Annotated in this window: 16 protein-coding genes; 7 read left to right on the top strand and 9 right to left on the bottom strand. The window is 65.8% G+C overall.

The features are described 5' to 3' along the window. Positions 1–20 precede the first annotated feature (20 nt). From LGY53_RS38375 to LGY53_RS38360, 4 genes are all read right to left on the bottom strand, one after another. Positions 21–968 carry a decaprenyl-phosphate phosphoribosyltransferase gene (locus LGY53_RS38375; RefSeq protein ID WP_225731592.1) on the bottom strand — a complete coding sequence of 316 codons (948 nt, stop codon included), beginning with the start codon at positions 966–968 and terminating at the stop codon, positions 21–23. 312 nt (positions 969–1,280) lie between these two features. Further along, a complete protein-coding gene (locus LGY53_RS38370; RefSeq protein ID WP_225731591.1) occupies positions 1,281–1,718 on the bottom strand; it encodes a hypothetical protein in 438 nt (145 codons plus the stop codon). Between the two features lie 38 nt (positions 1,719–1,756). Beyond that, the gene (locus LGY53_RS38365) at positions 1,757–2,206 is read right to left on the bottom strand and encodes a hypothetical protein (RefSeq protein WP_225731590.1); all 450 of its coding nucleotides are present in this window, start codon (positions 2,204–2,206) and stop codon (positions 1,757–1,759) included. A gap of 204 nt (positions 2,207–2,410) precedes the next feature. After that, entirely contained in the window at positions 2,411–2,956 is a 546-nt protein-coding gene (locus LGY53_RS38360) for a flavoprotein (protein WP_225731589.1), read from the bottom strand. A gap of 178 nt (positions 2,957–3,134) precedes the next feature. Here LGY53_RS38360 and dmpI point away from each other — a divergent pair, with 178 nt between their 5' ends. Further along, positions 3,135–3,317, top strand: coding sequence for a 4-oxalocrotonate tautomerase DmpI (dmpI, locus tag LGY53_RS38355; RefSeq protein ID WP_225731588.1), 183 nt, complete (start codon positions 3,135–3,137; stop codon positions 3,315–3,317). Positions 3,318–3,367: 50 nt separating this feature from the next. On the opposite strand, the gene LGY53_RS38350 is transcribed toward dmpI, so the two are convergent. The 3 genes from LGY53_RS38350 to LGY53_RS38340 all read right to left on the bottom strand — a co-directional run bounded on the left by LGY53_RS38350 (position 3,368) and on the right by LGY53_RS38340 (position 5,103). After that, positions 3,368–4,309, bottom strand: coding sequence for a hypothetical protein (locus LGY53_RS38350; RefSeq protein ID WP_225731587.1), 942 nt, complete (start codon positions 4,307–4,309; stop codon positions 3,368–3,370). A gap of 220 nt (positions 4,310–4,529) precedes the next feature. After that, the gene (locus LGY53_RS38345) at positions 4,530–4,736 is read right to left on the bottom strand and encodes a hypothetical protein (RefSeq protein WP_225731586.1); all 207 of its coding nucleotides are present in this window, start codon (positions 4,734–4,736) and stop codon (positions 4,530–4,532) included. Between the two features lie 157 nt (positions 4,737–4,893). Then, positions 4,894–5,103 (bottom strand): BldC family transcriptional regulator, encoded by a 210-nt coding sequence (locus LGY53_RS38340; protein ID WP_040783886.1) that lies wholly within the window; start codon positions 5,101–5,103, stop codon positions 4,894–4,896. A 182-nt stretch (positions 5,104–5,285) separates the two neighbouring features. On the opposite strand from LGY53_RS38340, the gene LGY53_RS38335 reads away from it, so the two are divergent. From LGY53_RS38335 to LGY53_RS38315, 5 genes are all read left to right on the top strand, one after another. Further along, on the top strand, positions 5,286–5,633 hold the full coding sequence (locus tag LGY53_RS38335) for a DUF4229 domain-containing protein (protein WP_225731585.1): 348 nt from the start codon (positions 5,286–5,288) through the stop codon (positions 5,631–5,633). Beyond that, positions 5,630–6,715, top strand: a complete 1,086-nt coding sequence (locus tag LGY53_RS38330) for a PLP-dependent cysteine synthase family protein (protein ID WP_225731584.1) — start codon at positions 5,630–5,632, stop codon at positions 6,713–6,715. The genes LGY53_RS38335 and LGY53_RS38330 overlap by 4 nt, the downstream gene beginning before the upstream one ends. A gap of 163 nt (positions 6,716–6,878) precedes the next feature. After that, a complete protein-coding gene (locus LGY53_RS38325) occupies positions 6,879–7,100 on the top strand; it encodes a helix-turn-helix domain-containing protein (protein ID WP_225731583.1) in 222 nt (73 codons plus the stop codon). Further along, on the top strand, positions 7,100–7,687 hold the full coding sequence (locus tag LGY53_RS38320) for a Clp protease N-terminal domain-containing protein (RefSeq protein ID WP_225731582.1): 588 nt from the start codon (positions 7,100–7,102) through the stop codon (positions 7,685–7,687). Before LGY53_RS38325 ends, LGY53_RS38320 begins: the two co-directional genes overlap by 1 nt. 95 nt (positions 7,688–7,782) lie before the next feature. Next, the gene (locus LGY53_RS38315; RefSeq protein WP_167478191.1) at positions 7,783–8,172 is read left to right on the top strand and encodes a phage holin family protein; all 390 of its coding nucleotides are present in this window, start codon (positions 7,783–7,785) and stop codon (positions 8,170–8,172) included. 17 nt (positions 8,173–8,189) lie between these two features. Here the strand turns inward: LGY53_RS38315 and LGY53_RS38310 are convergent, their stop codons facing one another. Both LGY53_RS38310 and LGY53_RS38305 read right to left on the bottom strand, forming a co-directional pair. Next, positions 8,190–9,062 (bottom strand): 1,4-dihydroxy-2-naphthoate polyprenyltransferase, encoded by an 873-nt coding sequence (locus tag LGY53_RS38310; protein ID WP_225731581.1) that lies wholly within the window; start codon positions 9,060–9,062, stop codon positions 8,190–8,192. Positions 9,063–9,080: 18 nt separating this feature from the next. Continuing rightward, positions 9,081–9,536, bottom strand: coding sequence for an SRPBCC family protein (locus LGY53_RS38305; RefSeq protein ID WP_225731580.1), 456 nt, complete (start codon positions 9,534–9,536; stop codon positions 9,081–9,083). 46 nt (positions 9,537–9,582) lie between these two features. On the opposite strand from LGY53_RS38305, the gene LGY53_RS38300 reads away from it, so the two are divergent. Continuing rightward, the gene (locus LGY53_RS38300; RefSeq protein WP_225731579.1) at positions 9,583–13,101 is read left to right on the top strand and encodes a BTAD domain-containing putative transcriptional regulator; all 3,519 of its coding nucleotides are present in this window, start codon (positions 9,583–9,585) and stop codon (positions 13,099–13,101) included. The last annotated feature ends 39 nt before the right edge of the window (positions 13,102–13,140 follow it).

Here is a 13,140-nt window from a genome sequence, read left to right as displayed (position 1 = left end):
CCAGGCGCCGAGTGGTCTGCTCAGGTCAGGTAGACGGCCAGACCGATTGCTGCGACACACGCCAGGGCCAATACCTGCAGAGTGCGGTCGCTCAGCACGATCTCTTCGGGTTCACCGGCTCCGGCCCCGTCGACGTCGACGGCGTACCGCAGGATGCTGATCGTGAAGGGAATCATCGAGACTGCGAACCAAGGGTTGTCTTTGTGATCGGCCTCGAACGCCCAGAGCCCGTAGAAGACGACGACCGCCGTACCCGACAGGGTCCAGACGAAGCGCAGATAGGTGGGCGTGTAGAACTGCAGCGACTTGCGGATCTTGGCGCCGGTGTCGAGGGCGATCTTCAGCTCGGCGTAGCGCTTGCCTGCGGCCATGAACAGTGAGCCGAAGGCCGCGATCAGCAGAAACCATTGTGACAGATGGATATTGGCCGCCGCACCACCGGCGACCGCGCGCAGCAGGAAGCCCGAGGACACGATGCAGATATCGAGCACTGCCTGATGTTTGAGCCCGAAGCAGTACGCGAGCTGGATGCCGATGTAGACCGCCATCACCAGGGCCAGCTGCCATGTCGCCACGAACGAAAGGAGGATCGAGCCGGTCAGCAACACCACCGACACCGCGTAGGCCAGATTCACCGGCACCACACCGGCGGCGATCGGCCGGAAGCGCTTGATCGGATGCGCCCGGTCGGCCTCGACGTCGAAGGAGTCATTGACCAGGTAGATGCCCGAGGCTGCCAGGCAGAACACCACGAACGCGATACCGATGTGCAGGTCGCGGGTGAGGTCGGAGATGGCAAAGGTGTCGGTTCCCGGAATCGTCCCCGCGGCCAGCGGTGCCGCCAATACCAGGACGTTCTTCACCCACTGACGTGGCCGCACAGCTTTGACCAGGCCGCCGGCCAGGGTCTTGGGCGGTCCGGTGAGGACGGCCTCGTCGAGTTCGATGGTGGTCGGCTCTTCGCTCATAACAACGTGACTGCTTCCTGCGGCGGTGGACGAATCTCTTTCAGCGGCTGGCACTATGCTTCGGCAGAGCCACGTTGTGACGACCGCAACACCGCCGTCGACATACTCCCAGAGACCCGCTCATGTGTCTCGGGTCAATCTTTCGGCAAGATCCGACGGACTGCCGAACCTGACCTGGGTGAGCGGGCCAAGGAGATCGTTCGAGAAGAACTGGATCGGGATACGATCTATTGATCGTCGTCGATACCGCGCTCACGTGCCCGCCGTAATTGCCTCCGCGCCAATGGGTTTGGTCTCGGTGGCTGACGATCATCATTGAGATCGCCAGGCCTGGAGACGGCGGACCGCCTTATGGCCGCGAGTTTGCTGTGCGGCCTGGGTCATTTCGAATCCGTCACCCCAGATGCGCCAGCCGTAGCCGACCCAGCGACTATTTTCGTCGGTGATGACGTATTCCTCCGCCCTGCCCAGAATTATCGCCTCCACGGCCGAAATCGCTTGGGACGGTTCCTCATCGATCTCGTAGTCGGCGACGGCTCGGATACACCATCCGGTTTCGATGCGCACCGCGGAATCACCCATATCCGTGAGGCTGACAGCGGGGTTGGCCCCGCTCGCTTGATCTTCAACCGAGGCGGGCCCGTCGGATGAAACGGTGACGACACCTGGAAACGTGTACATGGTGACGCCGTAGCGCTCGACGATCGCAGCGACCTCCGAACAGAACATCTCCCATTCCGTCCCGCCCACCTGATCTCCCGGTCCGCTCGCATACGTTCTCGTCGCTGTTACCCGCAAGGATTCGTGACAGACTGCGAATATTCCCAAGCCTTGGACGAGGATGGTACTCCACCGTAGACGCCGCCACCCCGGGCCGCAGTTCGGTACTCGCCCTTAGCGCAAAGCGTTGTCGCTTGAGCGACAAGCCTCTCGTTTGCTTTGGGGCCGGTCTTGTTGTTCGATCCGCCGCTCACCTTCTTCCACTGTCCGCCCTCGTTCCGCTGCAATTCGACCTCGATGAATACGGAGTCGATGGCTTGGTTGCAGCTGACGGTTCCTTTGCCGACGATGTCTGAAGGTGTCCCCTTGGAATTGTGTGGATTATTGGCCTGCACATGGCAGTTCGCATTTCCCTGACCCGGCTGTGCCCCTGCCGCGGGTGACGTGACGGATGCGGTAATCAGAACCATCAGCACACCGCCCGCGATACCGATGACGCTCTTCGTGTTGCCCGTCATTTGGCTTCCCCCTGGTTGAAAGGTGTTCATTTGAAACGGAATCCACTCGGAAGGATCCCTGCACTACTGTTGGACGCCGCGGGTGGCCGTTCGGTTCCATCAATTCTCAAATCCTTGGGACCCAACGGTGCTGGGTACGTGGTGAGTGGGCGTCAGGACATCGTGCTCGGTGGTTCGTGTTGTCGCCCAGACCTTTCGGGCCGATTACTTGTCGATCGTGAGTCGCGGGTTGGCGTGTAGCGCCTGCCATGCCTTGTCCCACGGCAGGATTGGGATCTCGTCGGAACCTGGCTCGTGGGTGTCGTCGCCGAGAACCGTTACGCCCCAGTCGGAGAGGCTGCGCATGGCGTTCTGGATCGCCGGGAAGCTCAGGTGTGCCCGGCTGGAGAATGGAACGGCGACAACCGGCAGGGCCAGACCGACCGCTTCGACCAGCAGGCCGAGCGGCAGGGTGTCCGAGATGCCCGCCGCCCACTTGGCCAACGAATTGCAGGTGATCGGGGCGGCGATCATCGCGTCGGCCGGCGGAAGCACGTCCGGCGTGCCCGGATCCTTGTACTGGGTGCGCACCGGGTGCCCGGTCTGGGCGACGAGCGCGTCGACGTCGATGAACCGTCGCCCGTCGGGTGAGGCGATCACGCAGACGTCCCAGCCGTCGGCCTGGGCGAGGTCGACGAGTTCGCCGACGTCGCGGGCGGCGGGCGAACCGGTGACGATGGCATAGAGGACCGGGCTTCCCTGATCGTTCATTGCCCCATGGTGGCAGTTGAAGTCGTCGATGTTCGTTCATCACGATTCGTGATCACTGCATACACGGAGTGGTCATTGTTCGGCGGCTCGAATCGGAGTGAACTGTGTACAGCGGAGTTCGAGCGACTGAAAATCGAAAACCGCTGGAGTACAAGAGTTTTCACTGAGGAGGAAGATCATGCCCATCGTTACCGTGCAGCAGGGACCGCGCACCATCGAGCTGAAGCGGGATCTGGTTCGCAAGATCACGGACGCGTTCGTCGAGGCGCTGGAGATTCCGGCCGAGGCCGTGCAGGTGTGGATTCACGAGACCCCTGCGGACAGCTGGGGTGTCGGCGGGGTGTTGACCGCGGACAAGTAGTCGGCGAATCGGATAGGGCCCGCGCTCGAAGCGCGGGCCCCGTCGCATGTTCAGGAACTGGATTCCGAATGGTGCCCCATACCTTCCGAGGTCATGCTCGAACTGGTCCCGGATTTCGATGACGAATCTGATGAGGACGAACTCGACGACGAGGAACTTCCCGCGCCGAGACCCTGCGCACGCGGGGTGAAGTAGTACCGGATGTCCAGTCCGGTGCGGACTTCGATACCGCTGATTCCGGAGATCCCGAGTTCGTGCCCGCTGTCGATCACCATGAATACCGCGGCATTCGCATTGGCCGCGCCGAGCAGCGCGTAGTAATCATCGGACCCTTCGGGTCGTAGACCGAGCGCCACCCCGAGGCCGGTCGGATTCTTTGTCCCCATGTACCCGTAGAAATCCAGTTCGGCATTGGCCTCGGCCGACTGCACCTGCATGAATCGCAGCCGCGGCAGCGGCCCGGTTCCGGTGTGTGCCATTTGATAAAGGTGGGTGCAGACGTCGGAGACGTGCAGTTCCTCATTGTCATCGTCGGGCCGGTCCGCATGCCATTCGCGCACGCATTCCCACAGGTAGAACTCGCCCCGGTCCGGTAGCGGCGTGGTCGAGTAGCCGGAGCTGTCGTCGTCCCACCGCCGCTTGCCCCGCCAAAGGGATTTCACGGCCCGGCCGGTGGTCGACTCCTTCTTGGGTATCGAGGTGTGGCTGTATTCGGCGTCGAAGATGGACTGCCGGTAGCGCGATTTTCTGGTCTTCTCAGCCAACTCCCCGGTGCCTGCCAGTGCCGCGGCGCGCATAGCTGCCGCGCGCTGTTTACCTCTTTCGACCATTCGCTCGTAGACGGCGAGTTGTCTGGCATATGTCGCGTCAGCGGTCTGCTTTCGCTGCTCCTCTTCCGCGGCGGTCGGGGCGGTTTCCTCCGGCGGCGCGGGTATCTCCGGATCGTCGGTGGGCGGCGCGGATTCGTCGGTTCGGGGTATGGGATCGGACATTTCTTCCCCTGTGATCAGGAACGGGTGGGTCCCGCCGTTCCTGAAGTGTGCGCCGCTCGAATCCCACTGCACGGCAAATCGTTTCGATTCTCGAGAACCGTCGGCAAAATAAACGGACCGGTATCGGGAGCCGGTCCGTCAAGGAGTATTTACGTATTCGGTTGTCACAGCGGGTAATTGCTGCGGACGCACGACATCGCCCGATGTGCGCAACGATCGCTCAGCGGTCGCTGGAACCGTCGCCGTCGCGATGCTGGCGCGAGATGCGCCAGAGGAATTCGGGGTCGTCATCGGGCCCCATGACGCGCTTGCGCCTGGATGAACGCGTGTGTGGGACGGTGGGTCCGGCCGCCTTGTCGGGGCCGAACGCCTTCCAGCACAACACCGCGACGGTTACCACCGCGATGAGTGCCAACAGGTACGTCACGTCGCTCACCTCCTGCTATCGAGGGTAGCCGCGTGAGTGGGGTACGCACACCGCAGACACGTAATCTGTGGTGATTCCACTCCGCGGCGCACCTGTCCCTCGCAGGTACGCCACATCGGCGCGGGCCCCGGCACGACGGGCCCGCGCCGATGTGGCGTCAGCGCGCGGTTGCCTCCGTGGTCAGCGACTTGAGCAGTTGCAGGACTTCGGATTCGCGGAACCGACGGTGTCCGCCCGGTGTGCGCAGCGACCCGAGGCGCCCGGCATGGGCCCAACGGGTGACGGTCTTGGGATCGACGTGGAACAGGGCAGCCACTTGGCCGGGTGTCAGCAGAGTGTCCTGGCCGCCGACGGTGATCGCAGTCATAGCAAACCTCTCCGTTCTCGACAGTTCCCTCATCAGTGGCGTCATCGTTGCACTGAGACCCCCAGGTACTCGAACTACCTACAGTTGGTAAAGGGGAAGTAATAGACAAAACGGATACGCGTTCGACCTCGACCGGCGGAGCCGAGCGAGGCGGAGCAACAGCTTCGCATAGGCTGGTCGGCGTGAGTGACGCAACTCCACCGCAAGGTGCTCCCGAACGGCAACCCGCTGGTGCGGGCAGGCGGTTGGCCCGCAATCTCGCGCTCTACACCCTGGCCAGGCTGGTGCTGGTCGCCGTCATCACCGCGGTGATCGTGCTGGTGGCCAAGCTGGTGAAGGTTGATATCCCGGTGATCGTCGCGATTCTGTTCGCGCTGGTCATCGCGCTGCCGCTATCGCTGACGCTGTTCAAGCGGCTGCGCGCGCGGGTGAACGAGGACATCGCGCTGGTGGACGAGAAGCGCCGTCACGACAAGGCCCAGTTGCGCGCCAGGCTGCGCGGCGAATCCGGCGAGGACGCACAGGCATGAGATCCTGTGATCGCAGCACACCGCGCGATTGGGTGGATAACGCGGTCCGGCTGATCGATGCCGATACCCAGCGCAGCGCCGACACCCACCTGCTCAGGTATCCGTTGCCGCGCGAGTGGGATGTGCAGCTCTACCTCAAGGATGAATCGACCCACATCACCGGCAGCCTCAAACATCGGCTCGCGCGTTCGCTGTTCCTTTACGCGATCTGTAACGGCTGGGTCACCGAGAACACCACCGTCGTGGAGGCGTCGTCGGGATCCACCGCGGTGAGCGAGGCGTATTTCGCCAAACTGCTCGGCCTGGATTTCATCGCGGTGATGCCGGCCAGCACCTCGCCGCAGAAGATCGCGCTCATCGAAGCGCAGGGCGGCCGTTGCCATTTCGTCGAGCGGCCACCGGATATGTACACCGAGGCGGCGCGGTTGGCCCGCGAGTGCGGCGGCCACTACATGGATCAATTCAGCAATGCCGAGCGGGCCACCGACTGGCGCGGCAACAACAACATCGCCGAATCCATTTTCCAGCAAATGGTTTTGGAGTCCCATCCGGTGCCCGAGTGGATCGTGGTCGGCGCGGGCACCGGCGGCACCAGCGCGACCATCGGGCGCTATATCCGATACCGCAGGCATGCAACGAAATTGGCGGTGGTCGATCCGGAGAACTCGGCGTTCTACGGCGGTTACGAGACCGGTGATGCCGGCTACCAGACCGGAATGCCTTCGCGCATCGAGGGAATCGGCCGCCCGCGGGTCGAGCCGTCGTTCGTCGGTCAGGTGGTGGACCGGATGATCGAGGTGCCCGATGCCGCCTCCATCGCGACCATGCGGCACGCGAGTAAGGCGCTCGGCCGCCGCGTCGGCGGCTCCACCGGCACCAACCTGTGGGGCGTTTTCGCGCTCATCGCCGAGATGATCGCCGACGGATGCAGCGGCAGCGTGGTGACGCTGCTGTGCGACGGCGGAGATCGTTATGCGGGAACGTATTACGACGATGCGTGGATCCAGTCGCAGGGGCTGGATCTGGCGGAGCCCGCGGCGGTGCTGGAGAAGTTCTTCACCACCGGCGCCTGGTCGGGTTAGCCGACCGCGACGCCGAATCTCGTTCCAGCAGCGCCCATTCGACGACCGAGCGGCCCCGTCTTCCGGAGATCCGGAGGGCGGGGCCGCTCGCTGTTTCGGATCGCTCGCGACTCTGTCGTCAATTTTTGTTGACACCGCGCGAGTGTCAATTTAAATTGACGATATGACTGAGGCAACCACACTGGCGGCCGCCGCAGGCAGCCCCGACCCCAGGGTCGGGCTGCGCGCGGTGCTGGCACTGCGTCGGCTGCTCGAACGTCTTGAAGCGATCCAGGTGGACAATGCCCGCGCACAGGGCTGGTCCTGGCAGGCGATCGCGGAGGCGTTGGAGGTCAGCAAGCAGGCGGTTCACCAGAAATACAACCGGAGAGGCAGGGACCGCTGATGTTCGAACGATTCAGCAGGTCGGCGAAGACCGCGATCGTCATCGCCCAGGAGGACGCCAGGGAGCTGCGCGCACCGCGGATCGAGGTGGAGCACGTGCTGCTCGGCCTGCTTTCGCAGGGCGAACCCGAGCTCAAGCAATTGCTCGCCGAGGCCGGGCTCACCCACAAGGGCGCGATGGAGCGGCTTCGGCAGGCGGGCAACGGGATTCCGCTCGGCGCGGAGGATGCCGAGGCGCTGCGCTCGATCGGCATCGACCTCGACGCGGTGCGGGAGAGCCTGGAGGCCACCTTCGGCGCCGACGCACTCGATCGCCCGCTGCCGAGGGAGGAGCGACCCGGCCCCTTCGGGCGCGGGCGCGACAGGATGAACTTCGGCCACATCCCGTTCTCCCGCGATGCGAAGAAGGTGGTCGAACTGGCCCTGCGCGAGGCGCTGGCCAGGAAGGACCGCAGCATCGAAGCCGGGCATGTACTGCTCGGCATCCTGCGCGCGCCCAACGAAACCGTCAGCGGCCTGCTCGGCGGCGCCGAGGGCATCAGCGTGCTGCGCACCAAGGTGCACGCGCTGCTGGACGCGGCGGCCTGAGATCGGCGAAACGGACGACTCGATGTATGCGCGACCGTCACCGCCACGCCGGTTACGGACAGCGCATACCGGCCCGGCGGCTTTAGCATGGCCGCATGACGCTAGTGATTCGGTTGATCATCAACGCGGTCGCCATCTGGCTCGCGGCCGCGTGGGTCGACAAGATCGACATCCTCAGCCCGCCGGACAAGGGCACCGGGGTGAAAGTCCTTGTCGTCCTTGGCATCGCCCTGGTGTTCACCATTGTGAACGCCCTGGTCAAGCCGATCGTCAAACTACTGTCGCTGCCGCTGGTGGTGGTGACCCTCGGCCTGTTCCTGCTGGTGATCAACGCGCTGATGCTGCTGCTCACCGCCAAGATCACCGAGGCGGCCAGCAGCGATTACGGTCTGCGGGTCACCGGGTTCTGGACCGCGGTGGTCGGCGCGATCATCATTTCGCTGGTCAACTGGGTGCTCGGCATCCTCGTCCCGGACGAGGACTAGCCGGGCACTCGGCCCGGTCAGCTGCCGAAGCCCAGCGCAAGCGCCGTGACGAGCGCCCAGGCCAGCATCGCCAAGCCCGTATCCTTCAGCGCGGGAATCAGTTTCGGCCCGCCCTGACCCGTGCGGACCGGGGCGCTGGCGCGCAGCACCAGCGGCGCCGCCACCAGTCCGGCCAATACCCACGGGGTCTTGGCGATGAGCGCCAGCGTGATCACGAACGGCACGATGACCAGCGTCATGTACAGCGTGCGGGTGCGGGAATCGCCGATTTTGACCGCGACCGTGGTCTTTCCGGATTGGCTGTCGGTCGGGATGTCGCGCAGGTTGTTCGCGACGAGCACCGCGCAGGAGAAGCTGCCGACGCCGACCGCCATCCCCAGACCCACCCACGAAAGATGTTCGGCCTGAACGTATTCGGTGCCGAGTACGGCGACGAGTCCGAAGAATACGAAGACGCCGACCTCGCCGAAACCGCGGTAGCCGTACGGTTTGCTGCCGCCGGTATAGAACCAGGCGCCCGCCATGCAGGCCGCACCGACGAGCACCAGCCACCACGCCGTCGTCGCCGCGAGGATCAGGCCGAGCACGGCCGCGACGGCCATGCTGGCGAATGCGGCATTGCGCACATGCGCCGGCTCGGCCAGCTTCTGCCCGACCAGCCGCACCGGCCCGACCCGCACCTCATCGGTGCCCCGGATGCCGTCCGAGTAATCGTTGGCGAAATTGACCGCGATGATCAGTGCGAGCGAAACGAACAGCGCGAGAACGGCTTTCGGCCAGTTCACGGCGTCGTACGCGGCGGCGGCCCCGGTTCCGGCGATGACGGGCGCTATCGCGTTCGGGAGGGTGCGGGGCCGGGCGCCCTCGAGCCATTGCGCTGCTGTAGCCATGATCGCAGCGTAGTTCGTTCAGTTCTCGGCGGCCGTCCCGAGCCGGGCAAGTCCCTTCTCGAAGTCCCTGCCCACCATCCGGTCCATCGGGAACACCCGCGACAGCAGGCCCATCAGGCCCCGCTGTTTGCCGCGCATCCGCCACACCACCTCGGTGCCGGACTCGACCGGATTCAGTTCGAAGGTCACCTGGTTGGTGGCCTGCCACGGCTTCTCGAACTCGAGCCGGATACCGATCTCGCGGTCGGTGCTGGTGAGTATTTCCATATTGCCGCTGCCCACCTTGCGGTTACCGCTCCAGGAATACCGGGCGCCGACGCCGGATTCGGCGCCGGAATAGGTGCGCCGCAGCTGCGGATCGATGTCCTCCCACGGCGACCACGCGGGCCATTCGTGGAAGTTGTCGATCAATTCGTGCACGCGCGACGGCTCGGCCGAGATGACGGCCTGCCGGACCACTTCGAACTCAGCCATGCGGAAAAGCGTAGGTTCCCTGCGCCGGAAAAGGGGGAAGAAAACCATGAAGACCCATTCCAGCCTGCTCGCATACGATGTCCGTGGGATGTTTCCGGACCAGGGCGGCCAGGTGGGCCGCGGACAAACGTTGACTGCGTCCACAGGTGAGTCGCTCGTGGTGGCCCTGCTGGGCGAGATCGCGCTACGCCGCGACGGTGCGCTCGCCGCACTACCCGGCGCCCGCTCGCGCCTGCTGCTCGCCGCGCTGGCGCTGCGGCCGGGCCGCAGCCGCAGCGCGCAGGCGCTCATCGACGACGTATGGGGTGAGCAGCCGCCGCGCGCGCCGATGAACGCACTGCACACCCAGGTGTCGCGGCTGCGCGCCGCACTGCCCGACGGTGCGCTGGAGATCGGTCCCGCCGGTTACCGGCTGGCGTTATCCGCCGAACAGGTGGATCTGGCGGCCGTCGACGAACTGGTCGGCGCGGCACGGCGCTGCCGGGTGGCCGGTGATGTGCCCGGCTGCCTGGCCGCGGTCGCGCGGGCTCGCGCGCTGTGGCGCGGCGAACCGGGCGCGGATCTGCCCGACGGTCCGGTCGCCGACGAACTGCGCACGATGGCCGCCGCCCGCCGCGGCGAATTGGACGATATCGAGCTGGCGGCCCGCGAATCCACCGGCGACCTGGCCGGCGCGCTGCGCATCGCCCGCGCCAGGACCGCCGCCGCCCCGCTGGACGAGCCCGCGCAGGCCGATCTGATGCGGCTGCTGGCGACGGCGGGGCGGGCGAACGAGGCGCTGGAATCCTTCGCCGCGTTCCGGTCCATGCTGGCCGATGAGCTCGGCGCGGATCCGGGACGTGCGCTGGTGGAATTGAATACGGCAATTCTGCGCGGAGAACCGTTCGGGCACGGCGCATCAGCGCCGGGGCCCGTTGTCGAGCGGGATGGCATTTCCGCCGTGCCGAACCACCGAGATACCGCGACAACGGTTTCCGCGGCGATCCGAACGACCGCCGACGGCCTGACCTACGCCCCCGTCGAATTCGCCTTGGGCGCAACCCGAATGCCGGAATCATTCACGGCATCCGTGGTGCCCGCCCCGATCGGGCTGCGGGCCGCGCCGAACGCCCTGCTCGGCCGCGAAGCCGACCTCGCCGAGCTCGAGCGCTTGCTGTCCAGCTCCCGGGCCACCACCGTGCTCGGCCCCGGCGGCACCGGAAAGACCCGTGTGGCAAACGAATTGGGCACGCGGGTCGCGTCCCGGCAGTCCGTCGTGCTGGTCGAGCTCGCCTCGGTGCGGGCCGAGAACATCGACGAGGCCCGGCTGGAGATCGAGGCCGCCATCGGCGCCCCCTTCGGCCTCGGCGAGCGCTACCTCGACGGCACGGCCGCGCTGCGCGGCGGGCGCACGCCGGATGTGCGGCAGCGGCTACGCGAGGCGCTGGGCGCCCGGCCGATTCTGCTCATCCTGGACAACTGCGAACACCTGGTCGATGCGGTGGCCGTCGTGGTGGCCGATCTCGTCGGCGCGTGTGATCGGCTCACCGTGCTCACCACCAGCCGTGCGCCGCTGATGATCACCGCGGAGGCGGTATATCCGTTGCCGCCCTTGACCGTTGACGCGGCGGGCTCACCGGCCACCGATCTGTTCATCGCACGGGCGCGGGCGGTGCGACCGGGTATCCGGCTCGACCCGCAGGAAATCGCCTGGCTCTGCCACACCCTGGACGGCCTGCCGTTGGCCATCGAATTGGCCGCGGCGCGGGCGCGAACCATGAGCGTGCAGGAGATCAGCACGCGGCTGCGCGACCGATTCGCCCTGCTGCGCAACACCGATCGCAGTTCGCCCGAGCGGCATCGCACGCTGCACGCGGTGATCGACTGGAGCTGGAATCTGCTCGACGAGCCGCAGCAGATCGCGCTGCGCCGATTGTGCCGGTTCCCGGCGGGTTTCACGCTGGCCGCCGCGGAAGCCGTTGCGGGTGGGCCGGATCTCCCCGATGTGGCGAGCGCGATCGACGGACTGGTCAACCAGTCGCTGCTGACCGTGCTCGACGTCGGCTTCGGTACCAGGTGCCGGATGCTGGAGACAGTGCGCGAATACGGCGAGGAACAGCTCGCGGCGCTGCCCGGCGAGGCGGATCTGGTGATGTCCCGGATCGTGTCGTGGGCCCGCGATTTCACCAACGATGCGGCGCTGCGCCTGAAAACGCCCGAACAGGTCGCCGTGGTTTCGGAGATCTCCGTCGACCTCGACAATCTGCTCGCGGCAATGCGATACGCCGTCGAGCGGCGCGATGCCAACTCGGTGTACACCATCTTCCCGGTGCTCGCCATCCTGTGGGTATCGCGCGGTCTGCACGACGAGGTGCTGTCCTGGCAGGCCCGGGTCCTCGACCTGGAACCGGTTGTGGGCCAACCTGATTCGCCATCCGGAGATCTGCACCTGTGCGCGTACGCCGCGCTGTTCATGCACCTGGCTCATTTGGGCGACAATTTCCGGGCGCTGGGGCGCCTGCGAGTGCGGGTGCGTCGATTGCTGCGTACCAGTACGGATCTCGGCCCGCTCTCGATCTTGTTCGCCCGGGTCATGACCGCTCGCTCCGACGGTAGGGGCTTGTTCCGGCTCATCGCCGAGGCCACCCGGGACGACGACTTGGACGTCCGTTCGGCGGCCTTGATCATGCGCGCCAATATTCGCGAAAACCTCGGCGATATCTGGGGTTCGAAGCTCGACGCCGAGCGGGCGCTGCGGTTCATTCAGCCCGGCGATCTGTTCGCCCGGTCTGCGGTGTCCCGGCATCTCGGCGGGGTTTACGCACAGACGGGCCAGTATGCGCTGTCGGTCGATCATTATCTGGAAGCCATCGATGACCTGCGGCAGTTGGGTGCGCACTCGGAGGCCACCGAGACCCGGGCCATGCTGGCCGCGGCGATGGTCGGGGCCGGTGCGCTGACCGAGGCGCGCCAGCAGTTGGTCATCGCACTCGGCAGCGCCGATCCGGATGGTCTGGTGGACGGCGGCGGCTGGACCAACGCCAACCCGCTACTGGCCACCGTGGTGGCCGGTCTCGCCGAACTCAGCCTCGCCGAGGGTGATATCGAATTCGGGCTGCGCAGGTTCGACCGGGCGTTGGAGATCTTCGGCTGGCCGGACCAGGCGCTGGGGCCCGGCCCCGGCGGCATCATGATCGGGGCCGCCGCGCTCGGCGCTCGGGTGCTGCACGGCCGGGCTGTCGCGACGGAGCCGTTGATGGACAGCCTGATCGCGCACTCGAGGGTGGCGCTGTCCCAGTTACAGGATCTGCCGCAGGTCGGTTGCGCGGCGACCGTGGTCGGCTCGCACTGCGTTGTGACGGGGCGGGATATCGACCGTGGTCTGGAACTGCTCGCCCTGGTGCCGAATGTCTATGCCCGCCAGGATTTTCCATCGTTGTTGATGGCATCGCACGTCGAGGCGGCCAGGGCGGCGCTCGGCGCCGAGCGGGTCGATTCGGTCCGTGCCAAGTATGCGCACCTGCGCAGGCACGATTCCGCCAGGCGAATTATGCAGCTGTTCGCGGAGCTCGCCACGGATCTTTGACAGCCGCGCGGTCGCAATTTAGCTTTGTAACTAAAGCTA

The organism is Nocardia sp. JCM 34519.1, assembly GCF_020361265.1.
In the GTDB taxonomy this organism is placed as follows: domain Bacteria; phylum Actinomycetota; class Actinomycetes; order Mycobacteriales; family Mycobacteriaceae; genus Nocardia; species Nocardia arthritidis_A.
The sequence above is the reverse complement of the archived record's forward strand: the minus strand, read 5'-3'. Positions and strand labels throughout refer to the sequence as shown.

Excerpts from the sequence above, each read along its gene's own strand:
- LGY53_RS38375 (WP_225731592.1), bottom strand. The coding sequence starts at position 968 with ATGAGCGAAGAGCCGACCACCATCGAACTCGACGAGGCCGTCCTCACC.
- LGY53_RS38365 (WP_225731590.1), bottom strand. The coding sequence starts at position 2,206 with ATGACGGGCAACACGAAGAGCGTCATCGGTATCGCGGGCGGTGTGCTG.
- LGY53_RS38360 (WP_225731589.1), bottom strand. The coding sequence starts at position 2,956 with ATGAACGATCAGGGAAGCCCGGTCCTCTATGCCATCGTCACCGGTTCG.
- dmpI (WP_225731588.1), top strand. The coding sequence starts at position 3,135 with ATGCCCATCGTTACCGTGCAGCAGGGACCGCGCACCATCGAGCTGAAG.
- LGY53_RS38350 (WP_225731587.1), bottom strand. The coding sequence starts at position 4,309 with ATGTCCGATCCCATACCCCGAACCGACGAATCCGCGCCGCCCACCGAC.
- LGY53_RS38340 (WP_040783886.1), bottom strand. The coding sequence starts at position 5,103 with ATGACTGCGATCACCGTCGGCGGCCAGGACACTCTGCTGACACCCGGC.
- LGY53_RS38330 (WP_225731584.1), top strand. The coding sequence starts at position 5,630 with ATGAGATCCTGTGATCGCAGCACACCGCGCGATTGGGTGGATAACGCG.
- LGY53_RS38325 (WP_225731583.1), top strand. The coding sequence starts at position 6,879 with ATGACTGAGGCAACCACACTGGCGGCCGCCGCAGGCAGCCCCGACCCC.
- LGY53_RS38320 (WP_225731582.1), top strand. The coding sequence starts at position 7,100 with ATGTTCGAACGATTCAGCAGGTCGGCGAAGACCGCGATCGTCATCGCC.
- LGY53_RS38315 (WP_167478191.1), top strand. The coding sequence starts at position 7,783 with ATGACGCTAGTGATTCGGTTGATCATCAACGCGGTCGCCATCTGGCTC.
- LGY53_RS38310 (WP_225731581.1), bottom strand. The coding sequence starts at position 9,062 with ATGGCTACAGCAGCGCAATGGCTCGAGGGCGCCCGGCCCCGCACCCTC.
- LGY53_RS38305 (WP_225731580.1), bottom strand. The coding sequence starts at position 9,536 with ATGGCTGAGTTCGAAGTGGTCCGGCAGGCCGTCATCTCGGCCGAGCCG.
- LGY53_RS38300 (WP_225731579.1), top strand. The coding sequence starts at position 9,583 with ATGAAGACCCATTCCAGCCTGCTCGCATACGATGTCCGTGGGATGTTT.